Here is a 17,449-nt window from a genome sequence, read left to right as displayed (position 1 = left end):
GCCGCGAGAGTCATCGATGAGTAAGCTGGTTGTTGAACAGGTCTGCAAAGAATACGAAACACGCACCGATCCGTTGGTCGTATTGCGGGATGTTTCGCTGCAATTGGCGGCGGGAGAAAACGCGGCGATCATCGGCCCCAGCGGGTCGGGGAAAAGCACGCTGCTGCACATTCTCGGTTCGCTCGATCGGCCGACTTCGGGCAGTGTGAAGCTGGACGGTGTCGACCCCTACGCGTTGGATGAGGAAGCGATTGCACGCTTTCGCAACGAGCGGATCGGTTTCATCTTTCAAGAGCATCATCTGCTGCCACAGTTGTCGGTGATCGAAAACGTGCTGGTCCCGTCGCTAGCTCACGGCAAGCCGTCGGCGGCGAGGGTTCAACGGGCCGGGGAGCTTCTGGATCGCGTGGGGTTAAGCGGTCGCTTGGAGCATCGGCCGAGTGAGCTTTCCGGCGGCGAGCGCGAACGCGTCGCGGTCGCGCGGGCTCTGCTGTGCGAACCAACGCTTGTTCTGGCCGACGAACCGACCGGCAACCTCGATCGCAATACCGCCGAAACCGTGGGGCGGTTGCTGGTCGATTTGCAGAAGCAAGAAAACGCGATGTTGATCGTCGTCACGCACAGCATGCAACTGGCCGACCTGATGCAGCAACGCTACGAATTGATCGATGGTGGGCTGCAGGCTGTCGATCGAAGCAGCGCCTGACAGCAACGCGCTGCGGGCTGGTTTCCCAGCTATTTGGCATCCGCTGTCGCTTCGGCAGCTGCTTTGGCTTTGGAGGGGAGCGGTTCCCCTTTTTCCGCGGCGATCAGGTCGCGCTGCAGTTCGGTGATCAACGCATCGGAGATATGTTCCTTCAACAGTTCCCGCGTGCGGCCAAACATCTTTCGGATCGACGCATTTTGGTACTTGCTGTCGGATTGGATGATCGTCGATTGGAAGTCCATGTCGTCGGCGATCAAGGTGTAACTGGGTTGTTCCTTGAGCGACCGAAACAGGTCTTGAGCCGATTTTAGATCCCCTTTCTCCAGCTTGATCCGGATTCTTGCCGCCAGCAGCGTGCGGATCGCGACCAGGTCGACGATTTGATTCTCCACGCCTTTGAGATACGCTTCGGCTCGCAGGCGGATATCGTCGCCGGGGATATCGGCAACTTCCATCTCGGATTGTCCGGGGACGACGGGGAGTCGTGCCAGGACGGATCGGCCGTTTTTGACATACAGCAACAGCAGCGGCTGGTCGCTCTTCTTCAACCAAATCCGGCCGTCCCAGTCGGTGCGGCCAATCAGTTCCATTTCGCGCGATTCCAATTCCTTGCTGAAGATGTCGTACCCGATCAGCGGCACGTCGGGCTCACGTTGGGCGTGCAAACGGACCACCGTTTCGTCCAAGTACGGACGGATCTTCATTGCCGTTCGCGTGGTCCGGCGATCGGATCGACCTTGCAGCGTGCCGACGCGACCGGCGTACGCGTCCATATCGATCTTGGCCTTGTCCAGTTTGGTCGCCTTCAGGTAAGCGAAATCGACGATCTCCAGCATGACCGGGTTGCCAAAGCGATCGATGCGGCGGATCACGGGTTGCAACAGATCGCCCGGTTTGATCGCTGCAGGGGAGGATTCGTCGAGGACCAGTTCCCCTTCGGCGTTTTCGATCATCAACAGCCCACCCGCCCGGACGCGTCCGGTGGCCGTCTTTTTTCCAACGTTGTCCAGACGCACGATCGGCGAAAACGCCTTCAACGTGGCGCGGGCGATCGCATCGCCCAGCGTCCGTTGATCGATCGCGGTGGCGTCGACCATGGGACCCATCAAACGCATTGGGCAATCGAGTTCGCGAACGGTGACTTCCATCGGGGTCGCTTCGGTGCGAATTCGGACGACAAAAACTTTGTCGGGCGATTCGATCATCGGTGCGACGGCCCCAGGTATTTTGGGGTCGATGATTTTTGCTTCGGGCTGCAGGTTCAAAGCGATCCCGCGAGGCAGGATCATCGCGTCCATCAGGTCGTTGTTGACGATCTTTTTCTTCGCTTTGCGAGCCGCCTCGTAGACTTCCTCTTCTTCGCCGACCGCCCACTGCGATTCCAGGAACAGGACCCCCTCGGGCTGCGCCACCAGTCGGGTCGCAAACTTGGTCCAGCCGTTTCCCTCGACGATCATCTCGCGCAATTGATCGATTAGGATCTGTTGGTTGACAAATTCATCCTGCTTGTCGATCCCGACCGCACCGTCGGGTGTCTTGATCCCATCGGGACGCGCCGTTTTGAGATAGAAGTCTTTGAAGACGCGGTTGGGGAGCGGCAGGAACGTCTGCGTGCCGGGAAGCAGCATGTGCAGGTTGTCGTCTTCGTCGATCTTCCATTGTTTCACGAACTCCGCCCACGGTTGCCGCTGTTCTAGCGCCGCCCGGATCGGTTGCAGGATGATGTCGGTCGGGATCGTGATCTCCTGAGTCTCGCTGAGCTTCAGGATCAGCTCCTGTTCTTCAGTCAGCGTCGTCATCTCGCTGATCGCCGCCCAGGCCTCGCTTTCGGCGATGATCTTGTTCAGTCGTTGGGCTTCGGTGGGGGAGGCGGTCGGGAGCGATTCCTTGTACTTTTCGGCCGCGCTGCGAAGTCGCGGGGCGTTTTCATCGAGCGCGTTCTTTAATCGAGCGATGAATGTTTGGTCGAAGTAGATCGCGACATCGGATCCATCTTGAGCGGCTGCGGCGATTCGAAGACGCTCGGGACTTTCGAAGGTTAACGAATCGAGGAACCGGTTCCAGTTTGCTTTGGGAATTTGGTCGGCCGCTTTGGACATCGTCTCGATGGCCACTGGATCGCCGGGGATCTGTTCCAGCTTGTCACCGGCCGTTGCGATCGACCGCACCGACGAGGCAAATAGATGGTTCCGCTTCATTGCCAAGACATAATCGCGGGCGGCGATGTCGTCGTATTGCAGCGATTCAAAGTTGCGATACAGGATCGAATGGATCTCTTGTGGTGGTTCTTCGACGACCGGGCTCCAGGCGGCTCCGGGGGATTTGTAGAACGATTCGTCCAGGCTGTGGATCAAGTCGGGCATGTCGAGCGCCATCGGATCATCGGCGACGATCCAGACGACAACGCGATACGGCTTGAAGTCCCACGGCAACGGGTTTTCCGCGATCGCGGCGCAGGCCAGCACGGCCAGCCATGGGAGACAGGAGATTCGGACGATACAGTTCACCAGAGATCGCATGCGTTATTTCGTGCTCGAGGAGAGACGCCAATTGTCCAACGATTGGTAGAGCGTGACGTTGCTGCGGCCGATACCGCGGATGTCCTTGCGGAAGGCATACGAATCGACCAATTGCCACAGCGGCAGGACGGGCAATTCGTGATGCGAGATGCGGTGGAGTTCGCGCAAGCCGTCGCGGACATCTTTCCAGTTTTTGGACATTTCCAACATTCGCAACCCCATGCCAACCAATTGGCTGTCCGATTTGGCCAGTCCATCGGGGCCGACGATCCGGCGGGCGTCGGCCACCGGTTCCCAAACGCTTGCCATCACGTAGACCAAATCGCACTGACCGGGCTCGGGCCAGGTTTGCCCAGGAGGCAGCTTGACCGTTTCGACTTCCAATTCGCTCAGCAGCGACAATTGCGTCTTGATCGCCTCGCAAGCGACGTTGGCGATGTCGGTGGCGGGGTACCCAATCCGGATCGGTTTCAGTTCCGGCGGTTTTTCTTTATTGCGTTTGGCCAATGCCGCTGCCTGCTGTTTGGCCATCGTGATCAACAGATTGCCCAGTCGCGGTTCGTAGGGGCGCGGTTGGATCGATTCGTCGTACGCGTAGGCCAGCGGATCGTTTAATTCGATCCCGGCGGGAAATGGTCCCGACAGCACTTGGCAACCCTGCACCGATTTATTCGCCAGCAGTTCGCCGCTGAGGATCGTATCGCGATCGATCGCGTACAGCAGGGCGCGACGGAACGTTCGATCGGCCAAGAAGTGATGGTCCGAACAAGGGACCAGCATGTGGACCGAAGGAAGCGGGTAATTGACGACGTTGACACGTGGGTCTTGCCGCAAGCGGTTGGCGTCGGCGGGGAACAGTTGGTCGACGACGTCCAGTTCGCCACGCAGCAGGCCCGACACGGCATCGCTGGAATCGGCCAGTTCAATTTCGACGATCTCTCGCGGTTGGCTGGCCGAGAGGTCCTTTCCGGTGTAGACGAAACGGGTAACGCCCTCTTCTTGGACGTCGAAGCGGTACGCGCCGGTTGGCGACCCAGGTTTGCCTTCAAAAACCCCACCGTCGATCTTCCGCTGCAGCAGCGCGTGCGGGACGACGTGCGGGCGATTCAGATAGGCGGTGATCTTGGTCAGCGTGGGGATCTCGATCCGGTCTAACAACGCCGCCCAGGGGGCCGAGTAGTCGGGGTGATCGGGACGCGCGCGGTTCATCAACAATTCAGAGACGTTAAACGAATTTGCCGTCGCCAATGTGGGCGGAAGATCGTTGAGGTCGATATCGAAATAAAGTTCTTTACGATCGTCGCTGATCTCGAGGTCGCCAAACAGAAAGTCGTATTCGCCCCCCTCGGGACCGGCGCCGCTGATCTCAAACAGCGTCCGATACAGCAATCGTCCGGCGCGGCGAGCGGACCAGTTGTCGATCCGCGTCGGGTCGAAGACGGTCGCCGTTTGCAGGACACCAACATTGACCAGCGGATATTCCGAATCGATCTTCGTAATCAGCGCCTTGCCCCCTTCGATCCGTGGCCAGATCGCATAGCTTTCCCGCGACAGTGCGCGTGCGGCCCGCATGTCGCCACGTTCGCGAGCGGCCAGCGCCGCGGCACGCTTTTCCGTCGCCATCTTCAGGAAGATCTCGGACCATTTCTCGATCGACGAAAGACTGGTGTCGCGGTAGTCGTTTTCTAGGCGGGCGTGCAGCTTTTGAGCGTATTCCAGTTGTCCCTTGTCGACCAGTTCTTGGATCAATTTGTCGGTCACCGCACCGATCACGCGAAGCACGATCTGGGTGTTAAAGGTCGGGTCGTGTTGGCGGAGCGATTCCAACATTGCCAAGGTCTGTTTGTATTGGCCTTGTTTCATCGCGTCGGCTGCGTTGCGATACATGTAATCGGCCCGCAATTGATCCAGTCCCTCGATCTGCGGGTAATCGCGCAACAGGATCGCCAACAACGGGTAGGCGTCGTCGAAACGTTTTGCAGCGATCATCTTTTGAACTTCGGCCTGCAGCCGCTTTTCCCAAAGTTCGATCGTTTCGATGTCTTTCCAGGCCGCTTCGTATTTGTTTCCCTCCAAACCGACAAGGCTCATCACCAGCTTCCCCTTTGGATTGACGGGAAGCTTGCGGTTGGGAAAGTTGAACAGCAGCGTGCGAACGGCACCTCCCCCCGCTTTTTCGGTGAAGCGAACGATGTCGAACGGTTCGACATCCAACAGTTCCATACCGCTGGGGACTGGGCCTTGGGCATCGTTTTGGCCGAGTGCCACAGGGCTGCACCAGATCGACGCGGCGACACACAGACACAGCGTCCACCCCAAGGTGAGACGGCTTCGCGTGTCGATCAGGTTGCAGGTTGGCATCATATTGAATTTCTGATCCATGAGTTCCAGCGAAGCATTAAACGAACGGCGTGGTGGGCGTTGAGGTCAATTCATTTTGCGTTGTCCGGGGGATCGATGGCAAATACGATTCCCTCGGCACCAGGGACGACGATCACGCTGCCAAACGCAATCGGCGTTCCCGAGAGTGGTTGGCCGATATCGGTGGTGCCCAGCAATTCGCCACTGCTGAGGTCGAGTCGCAGGACCCAGCCCTGTTCGCCAGCAATCAGCAGCGAGTCACCGTTTACCACTGGATCGCCAACCGGTTTTCCTTTCGGAAGATCGATTGCCCAAGCCGCTTTGCCGGCGGCATCGTAAGCTGTCAGTTTTTGGTTGTCGGTGGCAACGACCGCGACGGCACCGATCGTTTTTGGGCCCCAGGTGGCGCGTCCGGCAAGCAGCAGTTCCGAGTTTGATTTGAGGCTGTTGGAATCAAATGTCAGCAGCATGTCGGCCGACGGGCCCGATGCGATCGCCAGGACTTGATCGTCGACGATCGTTAGCGGGCCAAGCAGTTTCCGTTGGACCTCGCTGTCGGAAAGTTGGCGGATTTGATCCCCGGCGCGGACCCGGTACAGTTTCTTGCGATTATCGCCAAAGATTACCTGTTCGGGATCGCTTGGCAGCGAGGCCATCGATGTCCATGTCACCTTTTCGTTTGGCTTCAGCGAAGGTTGGAACGGGTTGGACAGCATCCGCCCGCTCTGCCAATCCATCATCGCAATTCGGCCGCTGTCTTGTGGCATCAACAGGCCCTTGCCGACGACCAATGGATCGGCGGTGGGACGACCGTCGGGCAACGCCAACTTGACCAGTCGCAGTTTCTGTTTTTCACGCGATGGATCGTAGACAGCGATCTGGTCTGGTTTGGTTTGGTTGACCATGATCTTGGTGTTTTCGCCAAACGAGATCGGCGAGACGAACTGGATTCCGTGTCCCTGGCCGCCTGGGTTTTCGACCGGTTTTTTGGTCGCTCCCGAAGCGATCGAAGCGGCGTCGATCTCGTACAACGCCCCTTGGGATGTCGCTGCGTGCAGGACCGATCCATCGTTGGCGACAAACGCCGTTGGCACGCCCAGATCGGTTTGCCAGAAGACCTCCATCGTCTTCGGTTCCACCGCGGTGACGCGAATCCCTTTGGTGCCGCTGACCACGCGAGCGTGGATCAAAGCATTCCCAATCAATTTCGGCTGGGCGGTGAAAATGTCACCTGCGTATTTCACTTCGCCAGGAATCACGCGCCCCGTGTTGATCTGCAAATCGAACCGCATGATCTGGCTGCCGGTGACCCACATCTGCGATCGATCGATCGCCATTTGAGTCAGCGTCGGTTCGCTGTAGGAAGGGACCTGTTCGGCGACCATGCTGACCTTGTTGGTCTCCGCGGTTGGTTCCACTTCGAAGACCGAGATCTGTCCCAGGTTGGTGACGACGATCAACCGTCGACCTTCGATTTGGGGAGCGACCAACACATTGCCGGTCAGTCGGAAACTGGCTTGCGCTTTCTTTAGTTCATGCCCTCGTTTGTCCGTTTGCAGCACGTGCATCAAGCAGTAATCGCTGGTCTTGTTTTCGAAGACAAAGACGTGGTTCAACAGGTACGTTGGCGGAACGCGGATCGATTTTTCTTGATGGCCAACATAGTAGGATTCCAGACAGTTGCCGTTGCGATGGTCCAGCACATACAGATTGCTGTGGTCGCCCGGCACATAAGAGACCGACAGTCCCTTGCGGTTCTCGGTTCCAGGGCTGACCTCCAAGGCTTGCGGCAGTTGCGAAACCCATTGCGTCTTGCCGGTCGCCGAGTCGATCGAAGCGACCTTGCCCGAGTGGGTGCTGAAATTGATCGTGTCGTCGGCGACGATCGGGCGAGTGAATGTTTCACCGATCGCGGCGCGCCATTGCAATTTGCCATCGGCGCCCGAGAGTCGTTGGACTTCCAATTGGGAACCATCGGACAACAGCACGCCGTCTTCGGGTGTTTCGCCTAGCGCGGTCGGTGGATGTTCGTCGCGATATCCGACAAATCGCCGCCACAACAGCGAACCGTCGGCTGCTTTGAGCGCTTGGACCGATCCGCCGACGCGGACAAAGTAGACCAGATCTCCCAGTTCGTTCAGCGTTCGGCCGGCTTGGTTGGCCAGCACGATCGACTTGCGAATTTTGGTCTCCAGTTCCTCGGTCGAAACCTTCAGTTCAGCGACACCGGTTTTGACCAATTCCTGTTGGATCTTGCTGGCTTCCAAGACCAGTTCGTTCATTTGCGGTTCGTCATGCAGACGCGGGTACTCGCGAATGATGTTCTTTCGCGCCGCGTACGCACTCTTGGTATCCTTCGCCTCCAACGCCTTTTTCATCGTCGCGATCGTATCGGCCAGCTTGCGATCGCGGCTGATGTCGCGGTTGACTCGCAGACGGTCCTCTTCGATGATCGCCAGGCGTTTGCCGAGGCTCTCACGCAGTTCGGTCGAAACATAGCTCGGTTCGGCGATCAGCTCCATCTGTTGGTCCAACTGGCCGATGATCTGTTCTTTTTCATCCGCGTTGGTCGTCTTGTCCGCCTGGCCGACAAACTTTTCAGCGACATCGACCAATAACCCCGCCAAGTCGGCGCGGTTTTCGCCGAGCGCTTGCTCGTTGATGATCGACGGCAGCAGGGTGGATGCTGTTGTGAGGAACTTTTCCGGATCGGTCGAGTTCTGCATCGTTTGATACAGTTGCGCCATGGCGATCCGGACGCGTGCCTTGGACGAATCCTCGGTCTCTTCGCCGAAGTTGTCTAAGAAATCCTGATAGGTTTGTTTGGCGCCGGTGTAGTTTTCTTGCGCGTAGAAACCGTTGGCCCGCTCCATGTATTCGGCGGCGTTCCCTTTGTTGATGTAGTTCCAGAAGAACCAACCCAACGGCAGGCAGGCCAGGATCGCTCCGGCCACGCCGTAGATCTTAAATGAATCCCATTTGCTTTTTTCGGGTTCATTCGACGCTTTGCGTTTACGTGTGCCGGTGCGGCGCGTTCCGGATTTGGGACGCGTGCTTTGGGTATCGCTATCGCCGTTGGGAACCGCTTCGGCTTCGACAGCTTCGGCGCTAACGGTTTTGGCTTCGACAGCTTCCGGCTCGATCGCCTCGACTTCAATCGCTTCCACCTCGATCGGTTCGACGTCCATCCCAAGCTCGCTCGCATCGTCGAGCATCAGTTCGGGTTCGTCGGCGATTTCGGCAGCTTCGGGCTCTTGCGAGTCCTCTTCGTATTGTTCGGACCGCAGTTCGCCGATCAATTTTGTGGCTTGGTATCGGGTCAGGTGTCCGTTGTCGACCAGCAGTTTGGCGACCGCTTCGGGAGTTACTCGCGCACCACCCTCCTGCATCTGTTGGTTCAGGGCATCGACGATCTCTTGGTCCAACAGACCCCGGCGTTCAATCAGGGCGATCAATTCGCGAGCGAGCACAGACTGTGACATCAACTATCCTTTTACCTCAGATTTCTGGATCTCGGAGAATCCGACTTCCGCTCCGGCGTCCATCGCGTCGACCACCGCCTCGATCACCGCGTCTTCATGGACCTCGATCTTCAATCGAGCTTCCGATTCGGGTTTCGCTTCTTTGAGTGCTCGGATCAAATTTTGTTTGCCGGGAACCTCGCGTTCCCAGTCGGCTGCCAGCACCGTAAAGGAATTGAATTCATCGATCTGGACCGTTACCAGATCGATCTCTTCCTCCGGTTCATCCTGCTGATTGGTGCTGGGGGCTTCGCTTTGTTCGCGCGGCATCGTGATCGATTTCTGCAAACTGAACGAAGCGGTGACCATGAAAAAAATCAGCAACAGGAAGGTTACGTCGACCATCGGCGTCATGTCCAATTCCGAATCGTCGCGGATCTTGCCTTTCATCTCGAGGTCGTCGGGGACGACCTCTTCCTCGATGCCAAAATTCGTCGCGTTGACCGCTTCGGCCATCGCATGACCGTGATGGTGGGCGGTGGCAGTGGTCTCGATGGAGGATTGCGTTTCCGTCGCCGCGGTTTCGGTGGCCTCAGCCTCCACGGCTTGGGCACCGTCGTCCAACGCTTCGGTTTCGGTCGGTTCGACCGCCGCCGGATCCGCATCGACAGGGATCGCGTCGACGGGCGGAATCGCGGCTCCACAGCTTTCGCAGCGGGTGCCTTGCGTTTGGAAGCCGCACTGCGGACAGATGTTGCTCATCAAATCAGATCCCTATTCCTCTTTGACCGCGATATACGTTGTCTCGACTTCGGGGAAAGCATCGCCCAGCATCTTCTGCACCCGGGTCACCTCGCCGCTGCGGACATCTTTTTCACACATCAGCATGATCTTGGCTTTGCCGGATTCCCGCTCGCGGGTGATGTACCGCATGATCGCTTCTTGTTGAGCCGCCGGATCGCTGGAGAACGTGACGCCATCGTTGGATTGCAGTTCCGCCGTTTCCCCCGTCCCTCGCTTCATTTTGACCACGGCGGAATCTTTTGCCGAGATCGCCAAGCCGTTGTCGGCTAGCGGCAGGTTGGTGGTTTGCGAGGGATCCATTTTGGAGCAGACGACAAAGAAGATCAGCAGCAGGAAGGTGATGTCGATCATCGGCGTGATGTCCATCTCCTCATCATCGGTCCGTTTCGGAGCCATGATCGGCGCGTCGTCTTCGATATCATCGATCGGAGCCGCTGTTGACATGGAAATTACTCGGGCAGGTTTTGTTGGAAAAGTTTCAGGCGGCTGGCTGTGTTAGCGAGGCCGCGACAGCCCGTTGCGGAACGCTTCGAAGAAGCGGTTCAAACCGGCACCGACCAGGTCTTCCATCTTGCTGATCCGGATGTTCACGCTGGCGGTGGCGATGATCAACGGAACCGCGATCGCCAGCCCGCAAGCTGTCGTTCGCAGCGCGACGTTAATGTCGGCCGCGAGCATTGTCGGGTCGACCGATTCGGCGGTCGCCAACGTTTTAAAGGCACCCATCATGCCGAATACCGTCCCGAACAGCCCGATCATCGGGGCGCTTTTGATCACCGTCGAAATCCAGCTGAGCCGGTGTTCCAGGTCGGCGATCACATCGCGTTGGAATCGCTCGACGACCAGCGCCTTCACCTTTTGGTAGCCGAGGTCGCGATTTTCCAATGCCAATTCGACCATCTGGGGAATCGCTCGCGGGTCTCCTTCGACAAGTTCGAGCGCCGCGTCAAAGTCGCCCTCTTCCAATGGTTCGGCAACTTCGTCCAGGTAGTCGTTTTGGTCGTCTTCGGATTTGAATCGCTTTGCCGCGACGCGTGTCCAAACGATCACCACGCAATAGATTCCCCACAGGGCGACGGCGGCCAAGGCGAAATAAATCGAGTTGGCGATCAGTGAATAAACGTCGGTTTTCGCAAGCAGCATCGCGGACATAGAGTCGTGGTCTCGAAACGGAGGATATTTCTTCGGAGCGTTCGCTAAGTTCGACTTGGTTGGACGGATTCAAACGAACCAACGGCGCGGTTGATTCGGGTTGCTCGAGACGATCCGTGGGGAGGAGTCGGAGGAGTTGGATGTCTCTGGCAAATCCGTTTGCATACGAGCATATTCGCCGAGGAATCGGTGGCAAGGCGACGTACACTCAGGGGCATTCGATTCCTTGAATTATAGCCGGTCAGATACCGATTGCAGCCGAATCACTTTGCTTTCCGATACCGTTGCTCGATGACGACAAATTGGTGCCCGTCGCCACCGGGCTGCGATTCGAAGATCGTCTTGGCGATCTGCGTCACGCTGGGGTAGCCCTTCTCTTTGGCATATTCCAGTTCGGTGTGGGCCAGGATGTTTTCAAGGTTCGGCGGAATGAACTTCAGCACATGTCGACCCGCCCCGACTCCGACCCCCGCTTTGCCAAGCAGTGTTTTGTCCCAGCGTTCCAAAGGTCCCGCTTGGGTGAAGCGAAAGTAGAGTCGTTTTTCGGTCGAGGTGTCCGGGTTGTGTTTCTTTTTGGGTGCTTTGGCGAGGTTCGACGCGTAGTCGACCCCCTCGGTGGAGCCGCCGATCGCCCCCAGTTCGATCTTGTAGAAATCGAGCTGTTCGGCGTAGGAGGCCATCGATTTGGCTTGGAATTTCAGATTCCACCGCTCGAATCGGGGGACGATGTCTTCCCCCTCTCCCTCGGGGCCCGGAGGCCGGCTGTCACCTTGCCCCGATCCGGAGGTCGACGCGGCGGCATCGGTGTTCATCGAATCGAGCGACGCGGCGACGGAGCTGACGGCATCGGTTACCGCTTGCAGTGTGTCGGTCAGGGTCGGCTCGGTCAGCTCTTCGACTTCCTCTTGTCCGGGCGGTTCGAAGTCGCGCTCGAAACCTTCGGCGTTTTCGCCGCGGCCGGCTGCTTCTTCGACGATCGCCACCACGACTTCGCCCGATTTGAAGTTCAGTCGATCGAGCAACCAGATCATGAACATAAAGAAGACGAAGAAACCGACAAACATCAGTAGCGCCATCAGCAGCGAGCTGACCTGGTCGAACTGAGAAATCTTCAGCGACGGCTGCGGATGTTCTTCGCGATGTGTCGTGGGATCAGCGACCGACATGAAATGATTTGGGTTTTTTTGGGGGACGGGACAGCCGATCAGAGGGCTGTGTGGTCATCGGTTGTACGTATTTCGGCCGTCGGAAGATCGATTGGCCGAGAGGACCGTTATGTTTTTTCTTGCCAGCGAGGGCAAGTGCCCCTCGGAGTTCGGGAAACCGTGTGGGATCCGATTCGCCCGGGCGATTGTTTCTAGGAGTAGCAGCGGTTTGCGGAGGTTGCAGTATAAAACATGGCAGCATCGGAAGCGAACTTCCATCCCACGGCAGAGCGATAAAATTGCCGTCGCAAACCCACCAGTCGACAGAACCTACAATTTCTTCGACTTTCGAAACCAATTGGGGCCCGTGGACCGATTGACACAAAGTGCAGTTGGAATCAAAATCCCTTCTCACCTTTGCAACAAGGTCGGGTAGCTCAGTTGGTAGAGCAATGGATTGAAAATCCATGTGTCGGCGGTTCGATCCCGCCCCCGACCACTTCTTTTTCGCATTCTTGCGATATTTCGGTGCAGCCGGCCCGCAGATTTCCCTGCATCGGCCGAGCGAGTTCCCGCGTCGATCTGTGATCCTTCATGGGATCATTGCGCGTCGGGACGTTGCGTTACCGGAGGTGCGCCGCTTCGCGACGACCTCCGGCTATCATTTTTTTGATCCCTTGGGGATCATTCGCGCGGCGACGTCAGCTCGCGACGTCGTCGGTTTGTTCGCCTACGCGAGCCATTGGCGGGCTTCTTGTTCCTGGCCGGCGTCAAAGTATTTGATCGTCGACATGGTGAACGGCTTGCAGATCGCCGACATCCATTTTTCCCATTGGGTTTCGCCGACCATCGCAATCTTTTCGATGTCACGGCAGTGCTTGGTCGCAAATTTGATGTCTTCCCAAACCGCTCCCATGTCCCAGCCGTGGAAGTCGTGCATCACGAGCAAGATCTTGATTTTGCCGGCCGATTCGATCAGACGCTCGACGGCGGGTTCGAAGTGCTCGTAGTCCTCTTTGCTCAGCTTGTCGCTGACTTTAACTTCCAATTGTCCTGTTTCGAAGTCTTCGTGGATCGCGATCGCCATCGGTTCGGTTCCTTGATTGAAATGGGCTCGGAGTTTTGGCTCGGTGAAATAGTTGCGTTTGTGACGCGACGCTGCCGGTCGGTTTGAGTGCTGCTCGCCCCCCGGCAATTCCGTCCTATCATACGGGGCCGATTGGGGTGGGGCTACATCGGGCGTAGGGCAATTTCATCTCAAGCTAACGTTGGCTGGCCGCGCGATGCAGAGCCGAAGCTGTTGTTTCAAGGCCGCTGTGGCCGAGTACGCCTCGTTGGAGTGGTGTTTCTGGGCAACTCTTGGGGCCGGGACGCGTCGGTTTGGCGGGCCGGCGGTGTGTTATTTGCAGCGGTGGCAGGCTATAGTTGATGTTCACCGCCGGGGTTCTGCCCGGTCGCTCACGTGCCCAAATCCCCCCCCCCCCCACGAACTCGGATCTGCTGATATGTATCTGCGAATGGCCAAGCGGCTCGCTTTGGAAACCGATAAGCGTTTGCTGTGGAAGCTGTTTTGGTTGATGGGGATCAAGGGATTTCTGAGCGTCCACAAGCACAAGCGACGGCTGAAGCGGGGCGAGTTTTTTCCGCCGTTCTTATATATGTCGGTGATCAACAGCTGCAATCTCCGCTGCCAGGGCTGTTGGGTCGACGTCGGGGCGAAGCAGAGTCGGATCGAGGTCGACGCGGCCAATAAAACGATCACGCAGGCCAAGGCGATGGGAAATTCGTTTTTCGGAATCCTTGGGGGCGAGCCGTTTATGCACAAGGATCTGATGGAGATCTTCAAAGCGCATCCGGACGCCTATTTCCAGGTCTTTACAAACGGCCACTTTATCACCGACGAGGTCGCCGCCGAACTGCATCAACTGGGGAACGTGACGCCGTTGATCAGTGTCGAGGGGAGCGAGATCATCAGCGATCAGCGCCGCGGCCGCGAAGGGGTGCTGAATCAGACGATGGAAGGAATCCGGGCGGCGCTGCGAAACAATCTGATGGTTGGTGTCTGCACAAGCGTTTGCCAGACAAATATCGACGATCTCGTCAACGACGCCTGGGTCGATCGGTTGATCGAGATGGGTGTCATGTATTGTTGGTTCCACGTCTATCGTCCCTGCGGTCCCGACGCCAATCCCGATCTCTCGCTGACCAGTGACCAACAGCGCCGCGTGCGGCAGTTTGTTGTCGACACGCGAGCTACCAAACCGATCATCGTTGTCGATGCCTACCACGACGGCGCGGGGAATGCTTTGTGCCCGGCGGTGACCGGCTTCACGCACCACATCGGCCCTTGGGGCGATATCGAGCCCTGCCCGATCATTCAATTGGCTGCCGAAACGATTCACGACGATCGGCCGTTGAAGGAGAAGTTCAACGAGTCGGAGTTTTTGCGCGACTTCCGCCACATGACAGCGCAGAACACTCGCGGATGTGTCGTGATGGAGCGGCCCGACATCTTGGTCCAGATCGCCGAGAAGCATGGTGCGCGCGACACGACCGCTCGCGGCACAGCGATCGAAGAACTCAAAGCGATGCAACCGCGCCGCAGCCAATACGTGCCGGGCAATGAAATTCCCGAGCGGAATCTCGCTTATCGGTTAGCCAAAAAGTTCTGCTTCAGCGACTTCGGCGCCTACGACCAGCAAGCCTTCACGCAGGCCAGTTGGACCGACCCAGGCGAATCGCCAACTCCGGCAGGCGGACGATCTCCATCACAGTTGCCCGTGATCTCGTCGAAGTAACGATGCGTCGTCCAGACGCCAATCGCATTGCCGCCGTTCGATCCGACCGTAGGCCCTCCCCGGAAAACGTCGCTGAACGCTCGTTTGCCGACCCTCCCAGCGTTCCGCTGGGCGGGTGAAGTGACGCGGCACTTCACCCGCTCTCAAACGAAGTTTGAAAGGGAGGGTCGAACGAGCGAAGCAAGGTTCGGGGAGGGGCGTTAGTGTGTGTCGAGCCTGGAAGATGCTCGGTCGGCCCTCCGCGGAAAACGTCGCTGGACGCTCGTTTTCCGACCCTCCCAGCGTTCCGCCGGGCGGGTGAAGTGGCGCAATGCTTCACCCTCCCTCAAACGAAGTTTGATCGGGAGGGTCGAACGAGCGAAGCAAGGTTCGGGGAGGGGCGTCAGTGTGTGTCGAGCCTGGAAGATGCGCGGTTAGCCCTCCCCGGAAAACGTCGCTGTACGCTCGTTTTCCGACCCTCCCAGCGTTCCGCCGGGCGGGTGAAGTGGCGCAATGCTTCACCCTCCCTCAAACGAAGTTTGAAGGGGAGGGTCGAACGAGCAAAGCAAGGTTCGGGGAGGGGCGTCAGTGTGTGTCGAGCCTCGACGATTCGCGGTCGGCCCTCCCCCGGAAAACGTCGCTGGACGCTCGTTTTCCGACCCTCCCAGCGTTCCGCCGGGTGGGTGAAGTGGCGCGATGCTTCACCCGCCCTCAAACGAAGTTTGAGGGCGGGGCGAACGAGCGAAGCAAGGTTCGGGGAGGGGCGTCAGTGTGTGTCGAGCCTCGACGATTCGCGGTCGGCCCTCCGCGGAAAACGTCGCTGTACGCTCGTTTTCCGACCCTCCCAGCGTTCCGCTGGGCGGGTGAAGTGGCGCACTTCGCGATGCTGCTGACCCACGTGAATCATCACCGCGCCGCGGTTCGTCACGGGACGCTTAGGCCATCACGTCGTACAGCGGTCGACCGCCGATGATCAGCGGTCGGTTGTCGCGATCGTAGATCTCGGTGTTGGGATCGATCCCCAGCAATTGATACATCGTCGCGGCGAGGTCTTCCGGTTTGACTGCCTTCTCCAACGGGAACTTCGCCCGTTCGTCCGACTTGCCATGAACGTAGCCTCCCTTGACGCCGCCACCAGCCAGTAACGCGGTGTAGCACTGGGGCCAGTGGTCGCGGCTGACGTTCTTGTTGATCTCCGGCGTGCGGCCGAATTCTCCCATCCAGACGACAAGCGTCTCGTCCAACAGGCCGCGTTGATGTAGATCGTCGATCAGCGTTGGCAGCGTCTGGTCGGTCAGCGGCATTTGGTATTTGTCGACGATCTTGTACATCCGCGTGTTGTCGAAGCCGTGAGTGTCCCAGCCTCCCTGCCCAACGCGGCGACCGCCGATGCTGTTGGAGAAGTAGACGGTGACAAACTTCACGCCCGATTCAACCAATCGCCGGGCCAGCAGGCAGCTCTGCCCATAGCTGGTCCGGCCGTACGCCTCGCGAACGGCTGTCGGTTCGGCTGACAGGTCGAACGCTTTGCGGACGTTGTCCGATGTGAGCATCGAGATCGCCCGCTCGTAATACTGGTCGAAGCCACGAGCCTCGCCCGAGTGCTCCATCAACCGCATCTGTTGATCGACCAGTTGTTGCATCTCGCGGCGGCGATGCAGGCGATCGATCGACAGCCCGTCGGGAAGGCTGAGTTCGGGGAGCTGGAAGTTTTTGTCGTTGGGGTCTTCCAGGAATAGCAGCGGGTCGTGCCCCTTGCCGAGAAAGCTGGCGTGTTGTCCGGGGACGATCGAGCCGTCGCGGATCACGTGCGGATAGGAGACAAACGATGGCATCCCTGAATTGCTTGGCAGCAGATGATCGACGACGCTACCGTAAGCGGGGAAGAGGTCCAGCGAATCGCGCAGCCGTTGATCGTCGCTAGGCGGTTCGTGACCGCTGAGCGCGTAGTAGCCGGCTGAAGCATGGTTCTTCATCTTGTGAGTCATCGTGCGAATCAAGCTCACATGATGCATTTGCCGCGCCATGTTGGGCAACAGTTCGCAGACCTCGATCCCATCGGCGCTCGAAGCGATCGGCCGGTAGGGACTTCGCACCGCCGCCGGTGCGTTCGGTTTCATGTCGAACGTGTCCAACTGACTCGGCCCGCCCCACTGGAACAGGAAGATCACCGACTTGGCCTTCGGCTTGATCTGCCGCGTCTGTTCGGCGGCGCGGATCAACTTGGGCATCGACATCCCCAGCATTCCCGCACCTCCAACTCGCAACATCGCGCGTCGATTCAACATCGGTATGGGCTCCTGTGAAGGTGGGATCTGGGGGGCGTATGGCAGTGCGGTGTATTATACAACGCGGCGGGGCCCAAATCGATCGCGAAGGCTGGAGTGGAGGCTTCAGCCGATTTCCGCCGTTGCGACAACCGCAGGACGCACCAATGCGGCTGAGATGCCCAGATTGGGCCAGAGGCCGGCAGGGACAAGCTGCCGGCGGTGGTGTGTGGATCGGCGCGAGGGCGTTTTCGGCT

The 17,449-nt window shown here is 58.4% G+C and carries 11 protein-coding genes and 1 tRNA gene; 3 read left to right on the top strand and 9 right to left on the bottom strand.

All coding sequences use genetic code 11. From position 1 onward, the window contains the following. Positions 1–16: 16 nt before the first annotated feature. Complete coding sequence (locus EC9_RS23985; protein ID WP_145348550.1) at positions 17–706, top strand: ABC transporter ATP-binding protein; 690 nt, start codon at positions 17–19, stop codon at positions 704–706. A gap of 29 nt (positions 707–735) precedes the next feature. Here EC9_RS23985 and EC9_RS23980 read toward each other — a convergent pair whose 3' ends face one another. The 7 genes from EC9_RS23980 to EC9_RS23950 all read right to left on the bottom strand — a co-directional run bounded on the left by EC9_RS23980 (position 736) and on the right by EC9_RS23950 (position 12,169). Then, positions 736–3,225, bottom strand: coding sequence for a hypothetical protein (locus tag EC9_RS23980; RefSeq protein ID WP_145348549.1), 2,490 nt, complete (start codon positions 3,223–3,225; stop codon positions 736–738). 3 nt (positions 3,226–3,228) lie between these two features. Continuing rightward, complete coding sequence (locus tag EC9_RS23975) at positions 3,229–5,607, bottom strand: ABC transporter substrate-binding protein (RefSeq protein WP_246105849.1); 2,379 nt, start codon at positions 5,605–5,607, stop codon at positions 3,229–3,231. Between the two features lie 50 nt (positions 5,608–5,657). After that, positions 5,658–9,068 (bottom strand): outer membrane protein assembly factor BamB family protein, encoded by a 3,411-nt coding sequence (locus EC9_RS23970; protein ID WP_145348548.1) that lies wholly within the window; start codon positions 9,066–9,068, stop codon positions 5,658–5,660. 3 nt (positions 9,069–9,071) lie between these two features. Continuing rightward, entirely contained in the window at positions 9,072–9,809 is a 738-nt protein-coding gene (locus tag EC9_RS23965; RefSeq protein ID WP_218934390.1) for a biopolymer transporter ExbD, read from the bottom strand. Positions 9,810–9,821: 12 nt separating this feature from the next. Further along, positions 9,822–10,295, bottom strand: coding sequence for an ExbD/TolR family protein (locus EC9_RS23960; RefSeq protein ID WP_145348547.1), 474 nt, complete (start codon positions 10,293–10,295; stop codon positions 9,822–9,824). A 51-nt stretch (positions 10,296–10,346) separates the two neighbouring features. Beyond that, complete coding sequence (locus tag EC9_RS23955) at positions 10,347–10,994, bottom strand: MotA/TolQ/ExbB proton channel family protein (protein ID WP_145348546.1); 648 nt, start codon at positions 10,992–10,994, stop codon at positions 10,347–10,349. A gap of 272 nt (positions 10,995–11,266) precedes the next feature. After that, positions 11,267–12,169 (bottom strand): hypothetical protein, encoded by a 903-nt coding sequence (locus tag EC9_RS23950; protein ID WP_145348545.1) that lies wholly within the window; start codon positions 12,167–12,169, stop codon positions 11,267–11,269. A gap of 405 nt (positions 12,170–12,574) precedes the next feature. On the opposite strand from EC9_RS23950, the gene EC9_RS23945 reads away from it, so the two are divergent. Continuing rightward, positions 12,575–12,647 (top strand) — tRNA-Phe (locus EC9_RS23945). Between the two features lie 231 nt (positions 12,648–12,878). On the opposite strand, the gene EC9_RS23940 is transcribed toward EC9_RS23945, so the two are convergent. After that, entirely contained in the window at positions 12,879–13,235 is a 357-nt protein-coding gene (locus tag EC9_RS23940) for a SpoIIAA family protein (protein WP_145348544.1), read from the bottom strand. A gap of 430 nt (positions 13,236–13,665) precedes the next feature. Between EC9_RS23940 and EC9_RS23935 the strand changes: the two genes are divergently transcribed. Next, positions 13,666–14,946, top strand: coding sequence for a radical SAM protein (locus tag EC9_RS23935; RefSeq protein ID WP_145349317.1), 1,281 nt, complete (start codon positions 13,666–13,668; stop codon positions 14,944–14,946). Between the two features lie 914 nt (positions 14,947–15,860). Here the strand turns inward: EC9_RS23935 and EC9_RS23930 are convergent. Beyond that, positions 15,861–17,213 carry a DUF1501 domain-containing protein gene (locus tag EC9_RS23930; protein ID WP_145348543.1) on the bottom strand — a complete coding sequence of 451 codons (1,353 nt, stop codon included), beginning with the start codon at positions 17,211–17,213 and terminating at the stop codon, positions 15,861–15,863. Positions 17,214–17,449: the final 236 nt, after the last annotated feature.

The organism is Rosistilla ulvae, from assembly GCF_007741475.1.
Classification (GTDB): Bacteria; Planctomycetota; Planctomycetia; order Pirellulales; family Pirellulaceae; genus Rosistilla; species Rosistilla ulvae.
This window is presented reverse-complemented; position numbering and strand designations above follow the sequence as displayed.

Coding starts and splice junctions, on each gene's coding strand:
- EC9_RS23970 (WP_145348548.1), bottom strand. CDS start 9,068: ATGTCACAGTCTGTGCTCGCTCGCGAATTGATCGCCCTGATTGAACGC.
- EC9_RS23980 (WP_145348549.1), bottom strand. CDS start 3,225: ATGCGATCTCTGGTGAACTGTATCGTCCGAATCTCCTGTCTCCCATGG.
- EC9_RS23930 (WP_145348543.1), bottom strand. CDS start 17,213: ATGTTGAATCGACGCGCGATGTTGCGAGTTGGAGGTGCGGGAATGCTG.
- EC9_RS23965 (WP_218934390.1), bottom strand. CDS start 9,809: ATGAGCAACATCTGTCCGCAGTGCGGCTTCCAAACGCAAGGCACCCGC.
- EC9_RS23955 (WP_145348546.1), bottom strand. CDS start 10,994: ATGCTGCTTGCGAAAACCGACGTTTATTCACTGATCGCCAACTCGATT.
- EC9_RS23975 (WP_246105849.1), bottom strand. CDS start 5,607: ATGGATCAGAAATTCAATATGATGCCAACCTGCAACCTGATCGACACG.
- EC9_RS23960 (WP_145348547.1), bottom strand. CDS start 10,295: ATGTCAACAGCGGCTCCGATCGATGATATCGAAGACGACGCGCCGATC.
- EC9_RS23985 (WP_145348550.1), top strand. CDS start 17: ATGAGTAAGCTGGTTGTTGAACAGGTCTGCAAAGAATACGAAACACGC.
- EC9_RS23950 (WP_145348545.1), bottom strand. CDS start 12,169: ATGTCGGTCGCTGATCCCACGACACATCGCGAAGAACATCCGCAGCCG.
- EC9_RS23940 (WP_145348544.1), bottom strand. CDS start 13,235: ATGGCGATCGCGATCCACGAAGACTTCGAAACAGGACAATTGGAAGTT.
- EC9_RS23935 (WP_145349317.1), top strand. CDS start 13,666: ATGGCCAAGCGGCTCGCTTTGGAAACCGATAAGCGTTTGCTGTGGAAG.